14 protein-coding genes are annotated in these 17,254 nt (G+C 56.9%); 10 read left to right on the forward strand and 4 right to left on the reverse strand.

Features of this window, described 5'->3' with window-relative positions:
• Positions 1-372 precede the first annotated feature (372 nt).
• Both SMD27_RS15890 and SMD27_RS15895 read left to right on the forward strand, forming a co-directional pair.
• Positions 373-1,872 carry an aldehyde dehydrogenase family protein gene (locus tag SMD27_RS15890; protein ID WP_320509390.1) on the forward strand — a complete coding sequence of 500 codons (1,500 nt, stop codon included), beginning with the start codon at positions 373-375 and terminating at the stop codon, positions 1,870-1,872.
• Between the two features lie 493 nt (positions 1,873-2,365).
• The gene (locus SMD27_RS15895; RefSeq protein ID WP_320509391.1) at positions 2,366-2,746 is read left to right on the forward strand and encodes an SHOCT domain-containing protein; all 381 of its coding nucleotides are present in this window, start codon (positions 2,366-2,368) and stop codon (positions 2,744-2,746) included.
• Positions 2,747-2,908: 162 nt separating this feature from the next.
• Here SMD27_RS15895 and SMD27_RS15900 read toward each other — a convergent pair whose 3' ends face one another.
• Positions 2,909-3,973: an SDR family oxidoreductase gene (locus SMD27_RS15900; protein WP_320509392.1), complete on the reverse strand. Its 1,065-nt coding sequence runs from the start codon at positions 3,971-3,973 to the stop codon at positions 2,909-2,911.
• Positions 3,974-4,223: 250 nt separating this feature from the next.
• On the opposite strand from SMD27_RS15900, the gene SMD27_RS15905 reads away from it, so the two are divergent.
• The 8 genes from SMD27_RS15905 to SMD27_RS15940 all read left to right on the forward strand — a co-directional run bounded on the left by SMD27_RS15905 (position 4,224) and on the right by SMD27_RS15940 (position 14,391).
• The gene (locus tag SMD27_RS15905; protein WP_320509393.1) at positions 4,224-5,669 is read left to right on the forward strand and encodes an MFS transporter; all 1,446 of its coding nucleotides are present in this window, start codon (positions 4,224-4,226) and stop codon (positions 5,667-5,669) included.
• A 609-nt stretch (positions 5,670-6,278) separates the two neighbouring features.
• Positions 6,279-7,247 (forward strand): ABC transporter permease, encoded by a 969-nt coding sequence (locus SMD27_RS15910; protein WP_320509394.1) that lies wholly within the window; start codon positions 6,279-6,281, stop codon positions 7,245-7,247.
• A gap of 41 nt (positions 7,248-7,288) precedes the next feature.
• Complete coding sequence (locus SMD27_RS15915; protein ID WP_320509395.1) at positions 7,289-8,305, forward strand: sugar ABC transporter substrate-binding protein; 1,017 nt, start codon at positions 7,289-7,291, stop codon at positions 8,303-8,305.
• 82 nt (positions 8,306-8,387) lie between these two features.
• On the forward strand, positions 8,388-10,511 hold the full coding sequence (locus tag SMD27_RS15920) for an ABC transporter permease (RefSeq protein ID WP_320509396.1): 2,124 nt from the start codon (positions 8,388-8,390) through the stop codon (positions 10,509-10,511).
• On the forward strand, positions 10,508-11,572 hold the full coding sequence (locus SMD27_RS15925) for an SMP-30/gluconolactonase/LRE family protein (protein WP_320509397.1): 1,065 nt from the start codon (positions 10,508-10,510) through the stop codon (positions 11,570-11,572). Before SMD27_RS15920 ends, SMD27_RS15925 begins: the two co-directional genes overlap by 4 nt.
• Complete coding sequence (locus SMD27_RS15930) at positions 11,569-13,071, forward strand: sugar ABC transporter ATP-binding protein (RefSeq protein ID WP_320509398.1); 1,503 nt, start codon at positions 11,569-11,571, stop codon at positions 13,069-13,071. The genes SMD27_RS15925 and SMD27_RS15930 overlap by 4 nt, the downstream gene beginning before the upstream one ends.
• A 41-nt stretch (positions 13,072-13,112) precedes the next feature.
• Positions 13,113-13,520 (forward strand): carboxymuconolactone decarboxylase family protein, encoded by a 408-nt coding sequence (locus tag SMD27_RS15935; RefSeq protein ID WP_320509399.1) that lies wholly within the window; start codon positions 13,113-13,115, stop codon positions 13,518-13,520.
• A gap of 637 nt (positions 13,521-14,157) precedes the next feature.
• Positions 14,158-14,391 (forward strand): hypothetical protein, encoded by a 234-nt coding sequence (locus SMD27_RS15940; RefSeq protein ID WP_320509400.1) that lies wholly within the window; start codon positions 14,158-14,160, stop codon positions 14,389-14,391.
• Positions 14,392-14,404: 13 nt separating this feature from the next.
• On the opposite strand, the gene SMD27_RS15945 is transcribed toward SMD27_RS15940, so the two are convergent.
• From SMD27_RS15945 to SMD27_RS15955, 3 genes are all read right to left on the reverse strand, one after another.
• Positions 14,405-15,064 carry a hypothetical protein gene (locus SMD27_RS15945; RefSeq protein WP_320509401.1) on the reverse strand — a complete coding sequence of 220 codons (660 nt, stop codon included), beginning with the start codon at positions 15,062-15,064 and terminating at the stop codon, positions 14,405-14,407.
• A 267-nt stretch (positions 15,065-15,331) separates the two neighbouring features.
• Entirely contained in the window at positions 15,332-16,441 is a 1,110-nt protein-coding gene (locus SMD27_RS15950) for an ABC transporter ATP-binding protein (RefSeq protein WP_320509402.1), read from the reverse strand.
• Complete coding sequence (locus SMD27_RS15955) at positions 16,438-17,253, reverse strand: ABC transporter permease (RefSeq protein WP_320509403.1); 816 nt, start codon at positions 17,251-17,253, stop codon at positions 16,438-16,440. The genes SMD27_RS15950 and SMD27_RS15955 overlap by 4 nt, the downstream gene beginning before the upstream one ends.
• Position 17,254: the final 1 nt, after the last annotated feature.

Genomic DNA, 17,254 nt, shown 5'->3' on the forward strand with positions numbered 1-17,254 from the left:
TTGGGTTCATATACCTATCTGAGTGACCTTCGCGATTTTCTACGCGATCTCGGCAAAAAGCCGAGAGTGTAATCCGCGCGTGGCTCGGTGTGGTGTCGCGCAGTGATGGCAACTCGCGCTCGGTGCAACGTGACTGTTGGCGCAATGTTACTACGAAGACACTCTCTATTAGTAGGTTTCCTATGAAGACTTCCGCCCTTGCACCTGTAAGGTGGCATCAACGCGCACCCGCGCGTGCAATCTAGGTGTGTCTCACCACGTCCTGAGTAAAGGCGAAACTCCTTCCTCTTGCTGCATGGGACACTCAAGTGCAGCGTGCGGGCCTTGATGGCAATGCGCTGACGGCAATTGACGCATACCGGAGGGTTACTAATGAATACGCTTTTCGTCCACCCGCGCATCGGAGACAAGGCGGCCGCCTTTCTTAGCCGGGAGCACAAGCTGCTGATCGGCGGCAAATGGGTCCCTGCCCAATCTGGCAAGGTATTCGATACCCACGATCCGGGGACCGGGCGCGTGATTGCACGTGTGGCGGAAGGCGATGCGGCCGATATCGATCTTGCCGTCAAAGCGGCGCGTCAAGCCTTCGAAGGTGGGCCATGGAGCCGGATCACGCCGAGCGACCGTGGCCGCCTGGTCTGGAAGCTGGCCGATCTGTTGGAGCAGCATGCTGAGGAATTTGCCGAACTTGAAGCGCTCGACAACGGCAAGCCGCTCACCACTGCCCGGCGCGGTGATGTGCCTCTCAGCGTCGACATGTTCCGGTACATGGCCGGCTGGGCCACCAAAATCACCGGCGAAACGCTGTCCATTTCGACCCCCGGCAATTACCACGCTTTCACGGTACGCGAGCCCGTTGGCGTCGTTGGCCAGATCATCCCATGGAACGCGCCGCTTCTGATGGCGGCGTGGAAGCTCGCACCGGCGCTCGCCACGGGCTGCACGATCGTCCTGAAACCCGCCGAACAGACTCCTCTCACCGCGCTGCGTCTCGGCGAACTGATCCAGGAAGCCGGCTTCCCCGACGGCGTCGTCAATATCGTAACCGGCTTTGGCCCAACGGCGGGTGCTGCCATTGCGGGACATCCCGATATCGACAAGGTGGCATTCACCGGCTCGACCGAGGTCGGCCGCCACATCGTCAACGCCGCCATGGGGAACTTCAAGAAAGTTTCTTTGGAGCTTGGTGGCAAGTCGCCGGTGATCGTATTTCCGGATGCCGATATGTCGGTTGCCGTCCCCGGCGCGGCACAGGCGATCTTTGCCAATTCCGGCCAGGTCTGCACGGCAGGCTCTCGCCTCTTCGTGCATAAAAAAGCGTTCGACCGAATGATTGATGGGCTGACGCAGGAAGCCGGCAAGATTCGTGTTGGCCACGGCCTCGCGGAAGGGACGCAGATGGGACCAGTCATCTCCGAAGTCCAGCTTGAACGCATCGCCGGGTATATCGACCAGGGCAAGGCTGCCGGAGCGACGATCGCCTCCGGTGGTAAACGCGTCGGAAGCGAGGGTTATTTCATGGCACCGACCATCCTCACCGATACCAAGCCCGATATGTCCGTGATGCAGGAAGAAATCTTTGGTCCGGTGGTTTGCGCCGTCAGTTTCGATGATGACGATCTCGAGCAAATCGCCAAACAAGCGAATGATTCCATTTACGGCCTTGCCGGCAGCATCTGGACCCGCGATCTGAGCACGGCCCATAAAATGATACGTCGTATCCGCGCGGGCCGTATCGGTGTCAACGTCCACGGATCGGTCGATGCCGCCATTCCGACCGGCGGATTTAAGCAATCCGGCTGGGGACGCGAAAAGGGTCATGAAGGCTTGCATCTCTATACGGAGGTCAAGTCGGTTATCATTTCACTCTAGGCCTGTCTTTGAGTTCGGTGGGCAGCGTCAGCTGACCCACCGAACTCAACACTGCAGAGATCTTCGCGGCTGAATGAAAACCGAGAACTTGGTCAGGAACCACGAATAGCGCCCCCGGATGCAAAATGTCGTGTCACACCTCAGAAAATCGGGTAGGCGATGAGGGTTTCCTCTCAATTTTCTGTTATTTATCGGATGAAGCGGAGAATTGGAAAACGGTCAGCAACTGCCCTCTATCGCTTCACATCTAAACCCTGATTTCAGGGGCTTTTTCTTCGCGCTCCGAACACTAGCCGCGCTTTAACCAATGCCGGACGCACTATCTCTCGGGTAGCGTGATCTCCAGGAAACAGATACGGCGTGCGGCGGAGCGGCAATGGCGCAGAGCGTAGCACTGGACAATGGTGCCGCCTTCGTTGATAGTTCTTCAACCATATGCATTCGGACTGGGCCGACTTTATTATCGACGTGATAACCAAATGGGGGAGCAGGCATGCTATTCTCAGAAGGTTTTTCGTTCGCTAATTTTGTTATCGATGTTTTTTCCATCTTTCTGTTTGTGCTGTGGTTCTGGCTGTTCATAACCATAGCCGCCGACTTGTTCCGCCGTCACGACATCTCGGGGTTCAGCAAGGTCTTATGGGTCATCCTGCTGATTTTGCTGCCTTACATTGGGATATTCGTCTATGTCCTCACACAGGGTCATGGCATGGCGGAGCGCAATCTTAACCGCGAGCGACAGGCGCGTGACGAGCTTCGCAAGGTCGTCGGCTATAGTGTCGCCGATGAGCTGGAGAAGCTGAATCGCCTGAAGTCGACGGGCGATATTTCAGAACAGGAATTTGCGCGGTTACGAGCGAGGCTTGTTGAGTAGACTGCGCTCGCAGCGCCAACAAAATGCCGGCGTCGAGCCGGCACTTTGCTCCAATCGATGACAACGGCGTCGAGCAAATCGCAGACGGCGAAGATGGTGTCTGTATTCGCGCAGCACGCATTGGCATCAGCGCCTATTATTCGCTATGCCATTCGGGTCGGGTCAGGGGATTAATCGATCTGAGCGAAGTTGCTCGAAGAGGCGGATGAAAGCTTCATCGGTCGGCTGATAGGCCGTAAAGCCGAGACGCCTGCTTTTCGACATATCCGTGACGACCTCGATTGGCCGCCCCAGATCCGCATCCGTATGCCATGGCGAGGCCAGACGATCCAGATTAGGCTCGACCAAGCCCTCGCGTTCCGCAATCTTTTTCCAAACCTCGGCATCGCCGGACATCTGTTCCTCAAGGGGCCGCATACTACCGTCGAACGGTGCCGGCTCAAGCCCAAACCAATCGGCAATCCGGCCCCACATCCAGCTCCAACGGAAGACATCGCCATTCACGACGTTGAACGCCTGATTCGCGGCGGCTGGGGTTTCAGTGGCCCATAATAGGTGCCGCGCGAGGAGTGTCGCATCTGTCATATCCGTAAGGCCGTTCCATTGCACCGGCGAGCCCGGGAAGCGAAACGGCCGACCAATTTCGCGGCAGATACTGGCATAGACAGCCAGCGTGGTCCCCATATTCATAGCGTTGCCAACCGCTTTGCCAATCACCGTATGCGGTCGGTGCACACTCCAGGAAAATCCATCGCGACGGGCGGCTGCAAAGACTTCATCCTCCTGGGCGTAGTAGAAGTTCTCGATATCGAGCCGAGCCTGCTCCTCGCGAAAGGGTGTCTGGGGCAAGGCTCCCTTACCATAGGCTTCAAATGGCCCAAGATAATGCTTGAGGCCCGTTACCAGTGCGACGTGGCGCGGCACGCCGCGCCCGGCGCGTAGCCCGTCCAGCAAGTTGCGGACCATCGCTGAATTGACTCTGATATTCTCCGCCTCGCTGTCCTGCCGGAGCCAGGTGGTGATGAAAACTGCATCAGGTTGCACATCCGCAACCGCCGCGGCGACCGCGCTTGCATCCTGAAGGTCGGCCGCGATCGGCTCGATACCGGATTGTGGAGCCGGTCGGCGGGCGAGTCCCTTCACGCTCCATCCATGCTCGACGAGAAGTGCCGCGATCGCGCTTCCCACAATTCCACTCGCTCCGACGACTAACGCGGTTCTGCCCATCCTGAAGCTCCTGTTGTTGCGCCATCTTAACAGGCGGATTGTTACGGCGCACGCTTACATCATCCGGACCGTCATGGCTCCCCGGCTTTGATTGGGGGGACCGGTCAGGAACCTGTGTCCCAATACCGGAGCCACTCGATCGTGAGTTGATAAACTTCCAAGTATGATGAATTGAAGGTAGGCGTGGATTATCCCCCGTGCCACATTGCCGGCGATGCCTTTCGACGACCTATAACGCCGCGACAAACAAATGAACGCCGAAGAGCTAACAGAGCCCGCCTCGCCCCTTCCCCTCTCCGCAAGCGCTCTTTTCTTTCTCCCCCTGACGGTCGCCTGCGGGAATTTCATGGTCAATCTTGACCAGAATATTGTCGTCACAGCATTGCCAGGAATCAGTCTGACATTGGGGCATGCGCCGAGTCAGCTTGGATTGGTTATTACCGTCTATGTTCTCAGCCTGATCGTGTCGATGCCCCTCGGCCGTTGGCTTACCGGCCGTTTCGGTACGAAGGCATGTTATTGTGGGGCCTTGCTGTCTTTTGCCGCGGCCTCCATCGCTTGTGGCTTGGCGACGAGCCTCTGGACGTTAGTGCTCGCCCGCGCATTGCAGGGCTTTGGCGGCGCATTGATGGGAACGGTGGGCCAGGTCGCGATCCTACGCGCCTTTCCGCGCTCGAGAATATTGAAGATCAATATTTATATGTCCTTGGCTTCACAATTGGGGCCACTGGTCGGACCGCTCGTGGGAGGTGCTCTCACGACTTATTTGTCCTGGCACTGGATTTTCTTCATCAACGTCCCATTGGCGCTCGGCGCGGCCGCCCTGGCGATATCGTATTTCCCTCCCAAAAGTCCCGGTCGGGTGCCCAGGCTGGACCTGATCGGCTTCTTGCTCATGAGTGCGGGGATGACATTGCTGGTTTTCAGCATGGATTCATTCGGCGACCATGCCTATTCTGGCTGGTCCGCAATCAGCTTGCTGATGCTTTCGGTGCTGCTTCTTGGCACAGCTGTTTTCTATCTGCGCCAAACCCACAACCCTCTTCTCGATCTGCGGCTTTTGAACATCCGTACCATCCGGATCTCTTTATTGACCGGCGGAGGACTGGATCCGATCGGCCTCACCTCGGTTACCTTGCTACTGCCGATGATGTTCCAGGTCGGCTTCGGCATGACCGCGGTGGAATCCGGATCCTGGACATTCGTCATCGGCATCGGATCTGTATTGTCGCGTTTTTTTCTCCCCCGCCTGCTGAAGCAATGGGGCTTTCGGCGGATCTTGGTCTGGAATACACCTGTCGCTGCCGCACTGGTCGGGGGCTTCGCGCTTTTTCAGGCGACAACTCCGATGTGGCTCGGTTTGAGCTACATCTTTATCTTCGGCCTTTTTCGATCGGTACAATGGGGCACTGCCAGCAATCTCTCCTACGCGGATGTCACGGGAGAGCAACTGGCGGATTTCAGCGCGCTCTATTACATCTTTTGGCGACTTGCCGTTTCGATCAGCATCGGCAGCGCTTCGGCATTGCTGTCGCTCTTGGCTTCCGGCGATGGCAGCTCTTCTCCCAATGATTTCCGTATCATCTTTATCGTTGAAGCGTTGATTACGCTCGGCGCGCTCTTTGCGTACCGCCGATTGACCGCCGATGACGGCGCCGCGGTTTCAGGCTATCGCTCGGATCTGGCCAGCGACTGATACCAAGTTACGGCCGATCAGGTTCGGCCGAGCTTTGCCACACCACCGCAACGGGAGATGCCAAATGCATATAGCGATACTTGTGGCGCCCGAGAGTTTTACTCGATTTCTTTCAGCTTTGGTGCCAGCTAGCTTCGGATGGCAAGAGTGACCGAACATGCGATAGTCTAGAAGAGAAATGATTAAGATACAGGGACTTCTCATCCTTTTTAGCCCTCCCACTGATCCGGTCTTCTTGTGCCAGTCCCTCGCAAGCACCTCCTTTCTCGGTGCCCTTATCTGCCTTTGGCAGCATTACTGTCGGCAGGATTTTCGCCTTTACCGCCTTGCGAGCCTTCTCGTCATGGCGTCGGCATGCGCCGGCAGCCTCGTTCTCTGGCTCGCCTCGGCGGCATATCTTGAAGCTAGCCTCCCCGCTTTCGCCGGCATCGGTGCTGCTGCATTCCTGCAGATCCGGATATGCAAGTCACGAAGAGCGGCGGTGGAAAGAGAGGCCTCCCTTGAGGCTGTTAAGGATTTTCCCTACAATGCTCTTGACGCTACTGCCTCGCTAACATCTGATTGTGGCCGGTCGTAAAGAACCGGAAGGGGGCGACCGTGGGGAGAGCTTTGTCGGTTCTGCGTGCCGATCAGGAGCGCATCGTCCTGGTCATTGCCGCGATCCTGTTTTTGGCTGCAGCAATTTTTTTACCCGGCTTTCTTGAGCCGTCGAATTTAATAGCGATCGTGCGCAGCATATCCGTCCTCGGCGTGCTCGCGGCGGGAATGGCCATCGTCATCATCGGACGTGGCATCGATCTATCCGCTGTGGCGGTGATGGCGATGTCAGTTGCCTGGTACCTTCAAATGCTTGGCGACGGCGCTGCCGATTGGGTGGCGCTTTGCTATGCCGCGGCTGCGGTCTTGGCGATAGGGCTGATCAATGGATTCCTTGTCGCCTATGCCGATGTACCTGCCATTTTCGTTACCCTGGCCAGCGGTTCCTTCGTATTCGGCTTCGTCCGCTCTCAAGTGATCACGCAAGATGCCATTGCCGTTCCCGCCCGCCACTGGATCGAGCGACTTGGTCGACTACAAATAGAAGGTATTCCGGGCGAGGTTTTCATTTTCTTCGGCATCGCCTGCATTGCCTTTATTTTCCTGCGTTACACCAAATGGGGTCGCTACGTCTATTACGCCGGGGACAATCCCATAACGGCCCGGAACACCGGCATTCCTGTGCGTCCCATGCTGGTGCTGCGCTATGTCATTTCGGCATTGACCGCCTTCGTCGCCGGCCTGTTGACCGCTTCCAGCTTGCTATCCATCAACACGCGCGTGGTAAATTCGACGCTGCTCTATGACATCATCCTTGTTGTGGTCATCGGGGGTATCGGCCTTTCGGGGGGTAAAGGCAGCATGCGCAACGTCATCGTCGGCGCCTTGCTGATCGGCATCATGCTCAACGTAATGACCATCCTCGATATCCCCAATATCTATCAGAACCTCATCAAATCGACGATCTTGCTCATCGCCATCATCATCGATGGCTTGATGAATCCGCGGGACGAGCAGACCGCACAGCAGGGCGATATTTAGATGCTCCATCAAATTACATTCATCACATGAAGAGGCATGACATGTTCGGGATCACAAAGAGCATCGCAGCGGCTGCCATGGTGGCAGCGCTCGCATTAACCTCGACCGCACACGCCCAGGAAGATCCAGGTCCGGCCACCTATGATGCAGCCCTCAAAGGGAAGCGCGTCATCCTGGTGCCCATGGCTATGGGCTTCGATCTAGCCCAGGGTTGGGCAGCCTATATAAAGCGCGAGGTCGAAGGTTTCGGCGGCGTATTCGAAACGAGGGATCCCAATTGGAGCGCCGAAGCGGGCGCCCAAGCCATTACCGAGGCGATCTCATCCAGTGCGAAGCCTGATGTCCTGGTCGTGCATTCACCGGACCTGAACTCATACTCGAAAATTCTGAAGAAGGCGCAAAAGGCCGGCATCTACGTCATTCTGATCGACAACCCCACGAACTTCTCCGCCGATGCGTTTATCGGCAGCGACTGGGATCGCCTCGGCCAGCTTGAGGCGGAAGCCGTGGTCAAAGGCTGCGGCGAGAATTCCTCGAAGAAAATCGGCCTGGTGCAGGGCGACCAGGTCAATGCATCGAGCCTTTATCAATATGCCGGGATCATGAAGGTCCTCGAGAAGCATCCGGACTTTCAAGTGGTCGCCAAGCCAGATTCTAATTGGGATGCCACCACCTCCCGCAACGTGACCACCACGATGTTGCAACAGCATCCCGATGTTTGCGGCATTATCGACTTTTGGGACGGCGACGCGACCGGTGCCGCCGCGGCGATTCGCGACGCTGGAAAGCAGGATGCGATTTATCTGGTGACAACTGGCGGCGGGGAAAAAGTCGATTGCGACAATCTCGAATCCGGTGTCTTCGACGCCGTCGTCACGACCGAGTTGCACAATCAGTCCCGTGACATCAACGCAATCATCAAATTCTTGCTGCAAAGCGGCCAGCCGGCCGGAACGTCGAAAACCTATATCTACACGCTGGAAAAGGCGACCACGAAGGCAGATCTGACGCCGAATTCCTGCTGGGATCTGAAAGCATTGCAGAGCGCGTCAAAATAAAGCCTCCCTGTTGATAAATCACGCAGGGCTGGCCCCGTGACGATCGGGGCCAGTCCGTTCTTGATCAGTTTCGGATCCCTTTATGCCTGTTCGCAGCCTGTTGCTTCGGTGCCGTTATAATCTCATTCCCGAACATTTGATCGGCGAAATTCTGACCAAAGGTTGGACGGATAACGCGATCCCCTTTCTAGCACTGGTCGTTACCGTCATCGGGTTTGGCACGGCTATCCCGGGTTTTTTCCAACTGCAATCCCTGAGCGATTCCACGCGCCAACTAGGCGAATTCTCCATTGTCGTCACCGGCCTGACCATTGTCATGCTGGGGGGCGGCATCGATCTCTCAGTGGGCTCGAACTTCGCTCTCTCCGCATTTGCTGCAGTCTCTGCTTTCTTTATTTTCGAACAACCCACTTGGGTCGCCTTGCTCGCAGCCCTGGCTGTCGGCGGCGCTTTTGGGGCGTTCAATGGCTTTCTTGTCGGCTATGTGCGATTGCGCGCCTTCCTGACAACTCTCGTCACCTTCATCATCGGCCGCGCGATCTACGATATTCTGATTGTGAATTACGCGGCAAAAATCCAGCTCTCGATGATGTCATCGGATATCTGGGACTTCATCGGTGATGGCACCATTTTCGGCCTTGCCGTCAGCATCGTCGCAGCTGGCATATTAGCGGTTATCGCCCATATCATGCTCAGCCGCTCCCGCCCCGGCTGGCATATCCTCGCGGTCGGCGGCTCCAGGCGATCGGCGCATAATGCCGGGATACGCGTGCGCCGCACCGTTTTCGCGACTTATGTCGTTTCCGGACTCTGCTGCGGCATCGCCGGTTTCCTATTGGCCTGCCGCCTGAGCGGAACCGGTCCCGGCACCGGGCTTAATTTGGAAATCATGGCGCTGACCGCCGCCGTCGTCGGCGGGAACTCGCTCGGCGGTGGGCGCGGGTCGGTCATGAAGGGCATCATGGGGGCCGTCATCGTGCTGGTGACGACGAACGGGCTGATCCGCCTCGGCTACGGAACCGGAACCAATCAGATGGTTTTGGGACTGATGCTGGCGGCCGCGGTCATTCTGGATATACGCTGGCTGAAAAACCGCCACAAGGTCCTCAACGAGCTTTATGTCGCGCCCATCTACCACCAAATGGGAAAGACACAATCGGCTGAGCCGCAAGCGCGCTCGCCTTACGCCCTGAATGATCGTCTGTCCCAAGCGGAGCCGATCGGCCTTGGTGAGTTGGAAGGACCGGAAGACGTTATCCTGGATGATAACGATCATTTTTATTGCGGCACCCGCCACGGCGAAATCATCAAATTTTTTGCGCCGGATTACCGCCGGTCGGAGGTCTTCGCCCATACAGGCGGCTTTCCTCTAGGCCTGGCCTTCGACCGCGCCGGCAATCTCATTTCCTGCATCGGTGCGATGGGCCTCTATTCCATTGCACCCGACGGTACCGTGACCAAATTGACGGCCGAGACCAGTCGCTCTCTCACATCCGTGGTGGATGATGCCAGGTTGCGTGACCCGAATGACTGCGATGTGGCACCGGACGGTCGCATCTTTTTCACCGACTCCACCAAGCGATATGATGCGCATGATTGGGCGCTCGATTCCATTGAGGGCCGCCCAACCGGGCGCCTGCTTTGCTATCACCCGTCCACCGGCAAAACCGAAACATTGCTCGATCGCTACCGTTATGCCAATGGCGTCTGCATCGCTCATGATGGTCAGTCGCTGTTCTTCGCGGAATCCTGGGCCTGCCGCATTCATCGCTACTGGTTCGATGGACCTAATGCCGGCAAAGTGCAATGCATCATCAAAGACATGCCCGGCTATCCGGATAACATCAACCGGGCATCGGACGGCACTTACTGGATGGCCTGGCTTGGCATGCGAACGCCCAGCTTCGATCTGTCGCTGCGGCATCCCGGCATGCGCAAGCGAATGACGCGACGTCTTCCGCAGGACGACTGGCTTTTCCCCAATATCAATACCGGCGGGGTCGTCAAGTTCGACGAGACCGGCCGGATCATCGAAACATTGGGCGATCTTGCCGGCGCCGCGCATCCGATGGTGACCTCCATGCGCGAACATAAGGGCGAGCTGTTCATTGGCGGTATATTAAATGACCGCATCGGCCGTTATATCATTCCCGGCGCCGACCGAAGCTGGACCGGATTGAAGTCGTATTGGGGAGAAGCCAAATGATCTTCGACCCCATACTTAATCTGTTCCGGGGCCGCGCCATCGCGATTCCGCCCTATGATGGCGCCTTCCGGCCAAATAACGCACTGGAAACCGCGACGGTGCTAAGTGAAATTGCAGGACCGGATAACCTTTGCCGAGCGGGAGAACGCATTCTTCTGAGCAGTCGAAATGAACTGCTCCAACTCGATCCGACGGGGGCGACGTGCACGTCACTGGAAGCCTATCCGGAACTGATTACCAGCCTGGCCATTTCCAAAACCGGCAAGCTTGCCCTCTCCCTTGCCGACCACCGGCTCCTGATCGATGGCGACGATATCCAATTGCCGAAGGAAATCCGCAGCATCACCGCCCTCGCTTTTGATGTGGATGACCGGCTTTATATCTGCAATGGCAGCGATGTCCATTCGACCACGGATTGGGTGGTCGATCTCATGGAGAAGAGATGTAACGGCTCAGTCTGGCTATTACCTTCCGGCAGTCGCCAACCGACCTGCCTGGCTCGAAATTTAGCCTGGCCGGGCGGCATCCTGGTTCAGCAGGATCGATTGGTGATCAGCGAGAGCTGGCGACACCGGCTCGTCACCTTGTCGAAAACCGGGGCAAGTCCGGTACCGATACTTGATAAGCTTCCGGGCTATCCGGGCCGCTTGACGGCTTCAAGGTCCGGTGCGGCTTGGCTTGCCATCTTCGCGCCGCGAAACCGGCTGGTGGAATTCATCCTGCAGGAAGATGCCTATCGCCATGACATGATGCGGGAGATTCCGCGCCAGCAATGGATCGCCCCCTCGCTTATGCCCACCAATAGCTTTCTCGACCCCTTGCAATGCGGCGCCATCAAGACCATGGGCGTGCGAAAACCCTGGGCACCCAGCCGGTCCTACGGGCTTGCGGTTTATCTCGATGCAGACCTGCAGCCAGTCAGCAGCTATCACAGCCGGGCGGATGGCAGACATCACGGCGTGACCTCGGTTTCGGAAATCGACGAACGCATCTGGGTTGCCGCCTGCGGCGGCAATCGCTTGCTCGACCTTGGAGCGGTGCAGGAATTGGGAGCTGCATGATGGACCCCATCATTCGCATGCAAAAGATTACAAAGACCTATCGCGGTGTCCCCGCCATCCGCGACATCGATTTCGATCTTCAGCCGGCAGAGATCCATGCGCTACTCGGTGAAAATGGCGCCGGCAAATCGACCTTGACAAAAATCATGGCTGGGGCGGTCCAGGCAACCAGCGGCGTCATGATCTATCTCGGCAGGCAAGTTTCTTTTTCCTCGCCGAATGAGGCGCTCCGCGCCGGCATCGCAATGGTGTATCAGGAAACGAGCCTCATCCCCTCCATGACCGTGGCGCAGAACCTCTATCTTGGCGAAGAGAAATTTCTGAATCGCCTGCGCGGGATCTATATCAGCGCCCAGCAATTTCTCCAGTCATTGAATTTCTCCGTCGAACCGACCGCCCTGGTGGAGACGCTTGGCGCGGCGAAACGGCAGATGGTGGAGATTGCCCGTGCCGTGCATCACGACGTCAAAGTCATTATTTTCGATGAACCGACGGCCACCCTGACACCGGAGGAAAAACGGCACTTCTTCGCCTTACTCGGCAGATTGAAAAAGCGGGGCGTTTCGATCGTCTTTATTTCTCACGCCTTGGAAGAAGCCCTGGCTCATGCCGACCGCATAACGATCATGCGGGACGGGATGCATGTCCTGACCGCGCCCGCAAGAGAGCTCAATCGCGATCTCGTCATCCGCGCCATGGTGGGCCGTACTTTGTCGGATACCATTTACAACAAGCATCGTGCGCCATCGGACCTGCGGAAAGCCGGGCAGCGCATCCTTTCCGTCGAAGATATCTCGATGGGCAGCATGGTGCGCAACAATTCCTTCTCCATTTTCACCGGCCAAATCACCGGTGTTTTCGGCCTCATCGGATCGGGTCGCACCGAAACCTTCAAGATCGTTTCCGGCATCTACAAGCGCAATTTCCTGCGCGGCGGGGAGATTCGCGTCGGTGATCGCCAGATCCGCTATTATGTGCCCCGAGAAGCGGTCCAAGACGGCATCGTCTACGTAACCGAAGATCGCAAAAGCGAGGGCTTTTTTGAGACGATGTCGATCGCCGAAAATCTGATGTCCGGCCTGCTCGCAGCCGATCGGAATGGTAAGATCGCGATCAATATGGGCGAAATGCGGAAGCTCGCCGCCAGCTGGACGACCCGCTTGAACATTCGCGCCATCAATGAGAATGCCCGGGTCGTCGAGCTCTCCGGTGGCAATCAACAGAAAGTCGTGATCGGCAAGGGGCTGATTCAGCAACCGCGCATCATCATCTTCGACGAACCGACACGCGGAGTCGATGTCGGGGCGATCGCTGAAATTCATCAACTGATGAATGGGCTGGCGGATCAGGGCCTAGCCGTCGTGATGATATCCTCCTACCTTCCGGAAATCATGAACCTGTCCGACCGGATATTGGTTTGCCGTCAGGGCCGGATTGTCGAAGAATTCTCCCCCATCGAGGCGACCGAGGAAAAGATCATGTACGCGGCCGTCCATTAACGCCTATCATGATCGAATACTTGTTCAAGGAGACCTGATCAATGGCCACTGTGAAGATCCCCTCGATCGAAGAAGCTGAACGCAACCCGCTTGTGAAAGCGGTCTACGATGATATCCGCGCCACACGGAAGTCAGATTTCATCAATAACATCTGGCGGGCGCTTGCTTTCGACCCGCCTCTGTTACAGCGGACCTGGACACAGATCAAAAATGTGATGGCGGTCGAAGGCACGCTTGATCCTTTGACTCGAGAGATGATTTACATCGCCGTCTCGACGGCGAATTCGTGCAGTTACTGCGTTCACTCCCACACCTCAGCGGCGCGTGCAAAGGGTATGACTGATGCCCAGCATGCTGAGCTCATGGCCATCATTGGGCTTGCTGCGCAAACCAATCATTTGGTGAATGCAATGCAATTGCCGATCGATCCGGAATTTGAGGTGAAATGACCGAAAGACCGGTTACCGCAGACTACGGTGCCAGTCATATGTACAGGTAAATGCCGGAACCACGGCTCCTTACATCTCGCCTTTAGCTACGCCCGCATTCGGCGAAACGGCATTCCATAAGTCTACCCACAGTCTATTGACCTCCTCGACCAATATCCTTCTTATTCGTCGATCGGTAAGGTAAGGAGGCCTCAGCAATGTCATCGCCAAAGCTTCTGACCGCATCATCCGGTCCGGCGAAGCGTAGCCGCAGAAAATTGGGCAAAAAGAAGCCCTTATTTACGCGCCAAGGCAGCGCTGCGAAAACTGCTCGCAGCCTTGCGGGAAATCGGCGATCGGCCGGATGTCGATGAACTGCTGCAGCGCTACGACGTCACCGAGGCTCAGCTGGCATGTTTTATCAAAGCCACCGAGGCTGAAGCCGTTCTGTCCGAAGGCTCGCTTTTGCTCAGACCCTGCCACTAGCCGAGCCGCTCTAGATCCACCGCTATTGCCCGGGCAACTCCCGGCGTGTCGCAAATTCCATTTGATCTCAAAATGGAAAACTGGGACCGACATGCTGTAATGAGAGTGCTGGGCCCAGGGTCAGTTCCGGAGTGGATGGCCTTGTGGCATCGGCAGGCGGATGAGGGCTCCGATGGATAATGAGAAGCGCCGGCTCAGTTATGTTCTTTTTCTGATCGCCGGTTCCGGGCTTATCGCCATTGCGCGAGCGATGTCCCTGACCTTCGTCGCCATCAAATTGCAGCACCGCATGCAGCCGCCGCCCCTCCCCCGGCAAGATCCCAGGTTGGAGTCGGATGAGCGGCCTTACGATGCTCTCTCGGTTGACTTCGGGATTCAGACAATCTCGCGTGGAACGGCCATGTAGATCGGGGCGGCAGCTAGCGAGGCGATACAGGGAAGGCGCCCGGTCCTTTTCGGTACCGGTGGAGCCCATCTGTCACAGAAAGGCAGCTATCGCGCCACAATTTTGCTTCCCGTGTGAGGGCATCGCTCTCAGCCAGTTGTCGATGACTGCATTTCTCGACGGCTGCGTTCAACGACGTTTCTAGATCCTGCCCCACCGCCTGAAAAATCTCGGCGAAAGCTGTTACACTCTGCCGAGTGTTTTGATCCACCGCCCCATGGATATCGGTCAGATCGCGATTGACCTCAATCCCGGCGAGATAATCGTTAAGTGCGGCAAGGAGGTTCGTGGTGTTATGCGAAAACGCAATTGTCGCATCGGCAACATGCGTCTTCTTTTCCGCGCTGCATTGGCAACCTTCGCTATCGTCGATGCCGGTTTTTTCCAATTCTTCAAGAAATGATGCATTTTTCGGTGCGACCGGCTGGGCTTGTGATCCCGTCAAACGAGCTAAGATCTTGAGATAACTCGCCTCGCTTCCAGCATGAAGGGTTGAACCAAGCGTATTCTTCTCGCCCGGCCCGTCCCGCTGGATTGCGAGGCCATTTTCCGCCCAGCGCGCCGTCAGGATGATCGGCAGCCGGATAACGCTCCGCGGTCTCAGATAGAGCGTGGCGACATCGTTATGCTCCAATCCTTCGATGTCCGCCTGCCCGCTTTTCCGTCGTCCAGCGGAATCGATCCAGCTCTGTTCGATCATGCCGGCAATGCTATGGTCGGCTGTCTTATGCAGGGTGAGGTTGATTGCCGACTTGCCAAACATGCCGACAAACTGGGCCGGCAGCTGCTCGGAAGCATGCACCCTGCTTGCCGAGAGGAGGGCAAGTCCGAGACCGCATGCGAATAGTAGCCATTGTCTCACCATAGCATCGCTCATTCGCCCCAACTGCGCAAGCCGCTACTAGGAAGATGCCGGATCGAGCAGAACTGCCGAATCCGGGCTCCAGCTTAACCAGATATCCTTGCCGACCAGATGGTCGACCTGGCCATCGCGGATCATGTTCTGTCGGGCGACCGCCATCGGCGCTGCGTTATGCGCCGTCTCCACATAGTAATGATTTCGATCGCCGAGATAAGCTCTGGCGGCCAACCTGCCCTTGACGACGTTCTCCTGTGATGATGGAAACGGCGTCTCGCTCAGGGTTATCTTCTCCGGCCGAACGGCAATGGTGACGTTACCGTGTATGATCTGGCCTTCCTTGGCTGTTACGCGGAGTTGGCCGAAGGGGCCAGCATCCACTAGATAATTTCCATGAGATGCCGACAGCAGGCGCCCATCGATGAAATTCATCGAGCCGATGAAGCCGGCAACCTCGCGGCAATTCGGCTCTTCATAAAGCTGCTGCGCCGCATCGATCTGCAGCACCCGCCCCTTCGACATGACGGCGATGCGATCGGACATCGTCAGCGCTTCTTCCTGATCATGTGTGACGAAGACGAAGGTGATGCCCACAGATTGCTGCAATTGGCGCAACTCGAGCTGCATTTCCTCCCGCAGTTTCTTGTCCAGCGCGCCCAACGGCTCATCCAGCAGCAGCACCTTCGGTTGGCAGACCAGGGCACGAGCCAACGCCACGCGTTGACGTTGCCCACCGGAGAGCTGGTGCGGCTTGCGATAGCCATAGCTAGGCAATTTGATCAAATTCAGCGCCTTATCGACCGCATCGTCGATGGTCGCTTTCGTCATCTGCCGGTTGCGCAGCCCATAGGCGATATTCTGTCGGACATCCAGATGCGGAAAGATCGCATAGTTCTGGAACACCATATTGGTCGGCCGGCTGTTAGGTGCCACGCCCGACATCGCCTGTCCGTCGATATAGATTTCGCCATATGTCGGATGCTCGAAGCCCGCCAGCATCCGCAACAGCGTGGTCTTTCCACAGCCGGACGGACCTAGCAGCGAAAAAAACTCACCTTCGCGAATGGTGAAACTGATGTCGTCGACCGCCCGAAGCGAACCGAAGAGCTTCGAGACGGACTTGATATAGATAAAGCCGTCTTGTGCAGTCATGATCCCAAGGCTCCTGATTCTCTGACGGGACCGCCGCGGCGGCGAACCACTTCCGCAAGCGTCACCAGAATGACCGACCCCACCAGAATGCAGCTCCCCAAGGCAAGAACGCCGGGCAGGTTCTGAGGAAACCGGAGTTGGCTGAAGATGAAAACCGGCAATGTTCCATCCGATCCGCTGAGGAAAGCGGCGATCAGATATTCATCGAAAGAGGCGGTGAAGCACAGGAGAAGGCTGGAAATGATGGCAGGCCAGACCAGCGGCAGCGTCACCCGCACCAGCACTTTGAGGGCGGAATCGCCCAGATCATAGGCGGCCTCTTCCAGGCTTCTATCGAAACCCTCAAGACGAGAAATCAGGATGAGCATGGAGAACGGCACGCAGAGCATCACATGACCGGCCGCGACGGTCATCAAGGATAGCTCAAAACCGAGGATCTTTCGCAGCACGACCAGAAGCGCTAAGGCGAGAACCAAGGATGGAATGATCAGCGGCAGCATAATGAAACCGACGAACAAGGCCCGTCCCGGCAAGGCGAAACGCGTCACCGCTTTCGCCGCGATAAAGCCGAGTATGGTGGAGATCACGGAGACGCTTGCCGCAACCTTCAGACTGGCCTTGAGCGCATTGATCATTTGATCGTTCTGGCTCATCTGTTGATACCAGTTGAACGTAAACCCCTTCAGCGGAAAGGTGATATAGATACTGTCATTCACAGAGAAGAGCGGCAGCAGCAGCACCGGCCCATAAAGGAAGATCAGGAAAAGGACGGCATAGGTGCCGAGGGCGCTGGGTCGAATCCGAGTTCCCATG

The organism is Dongia soli, from assembly GCF_034044715.1.
Lineage (GTDB): Bacteria > Pseudomonadota > Alphaproteobacteria > Dongiales > Dongiaceae > Dongia_B > Dongia_B soli.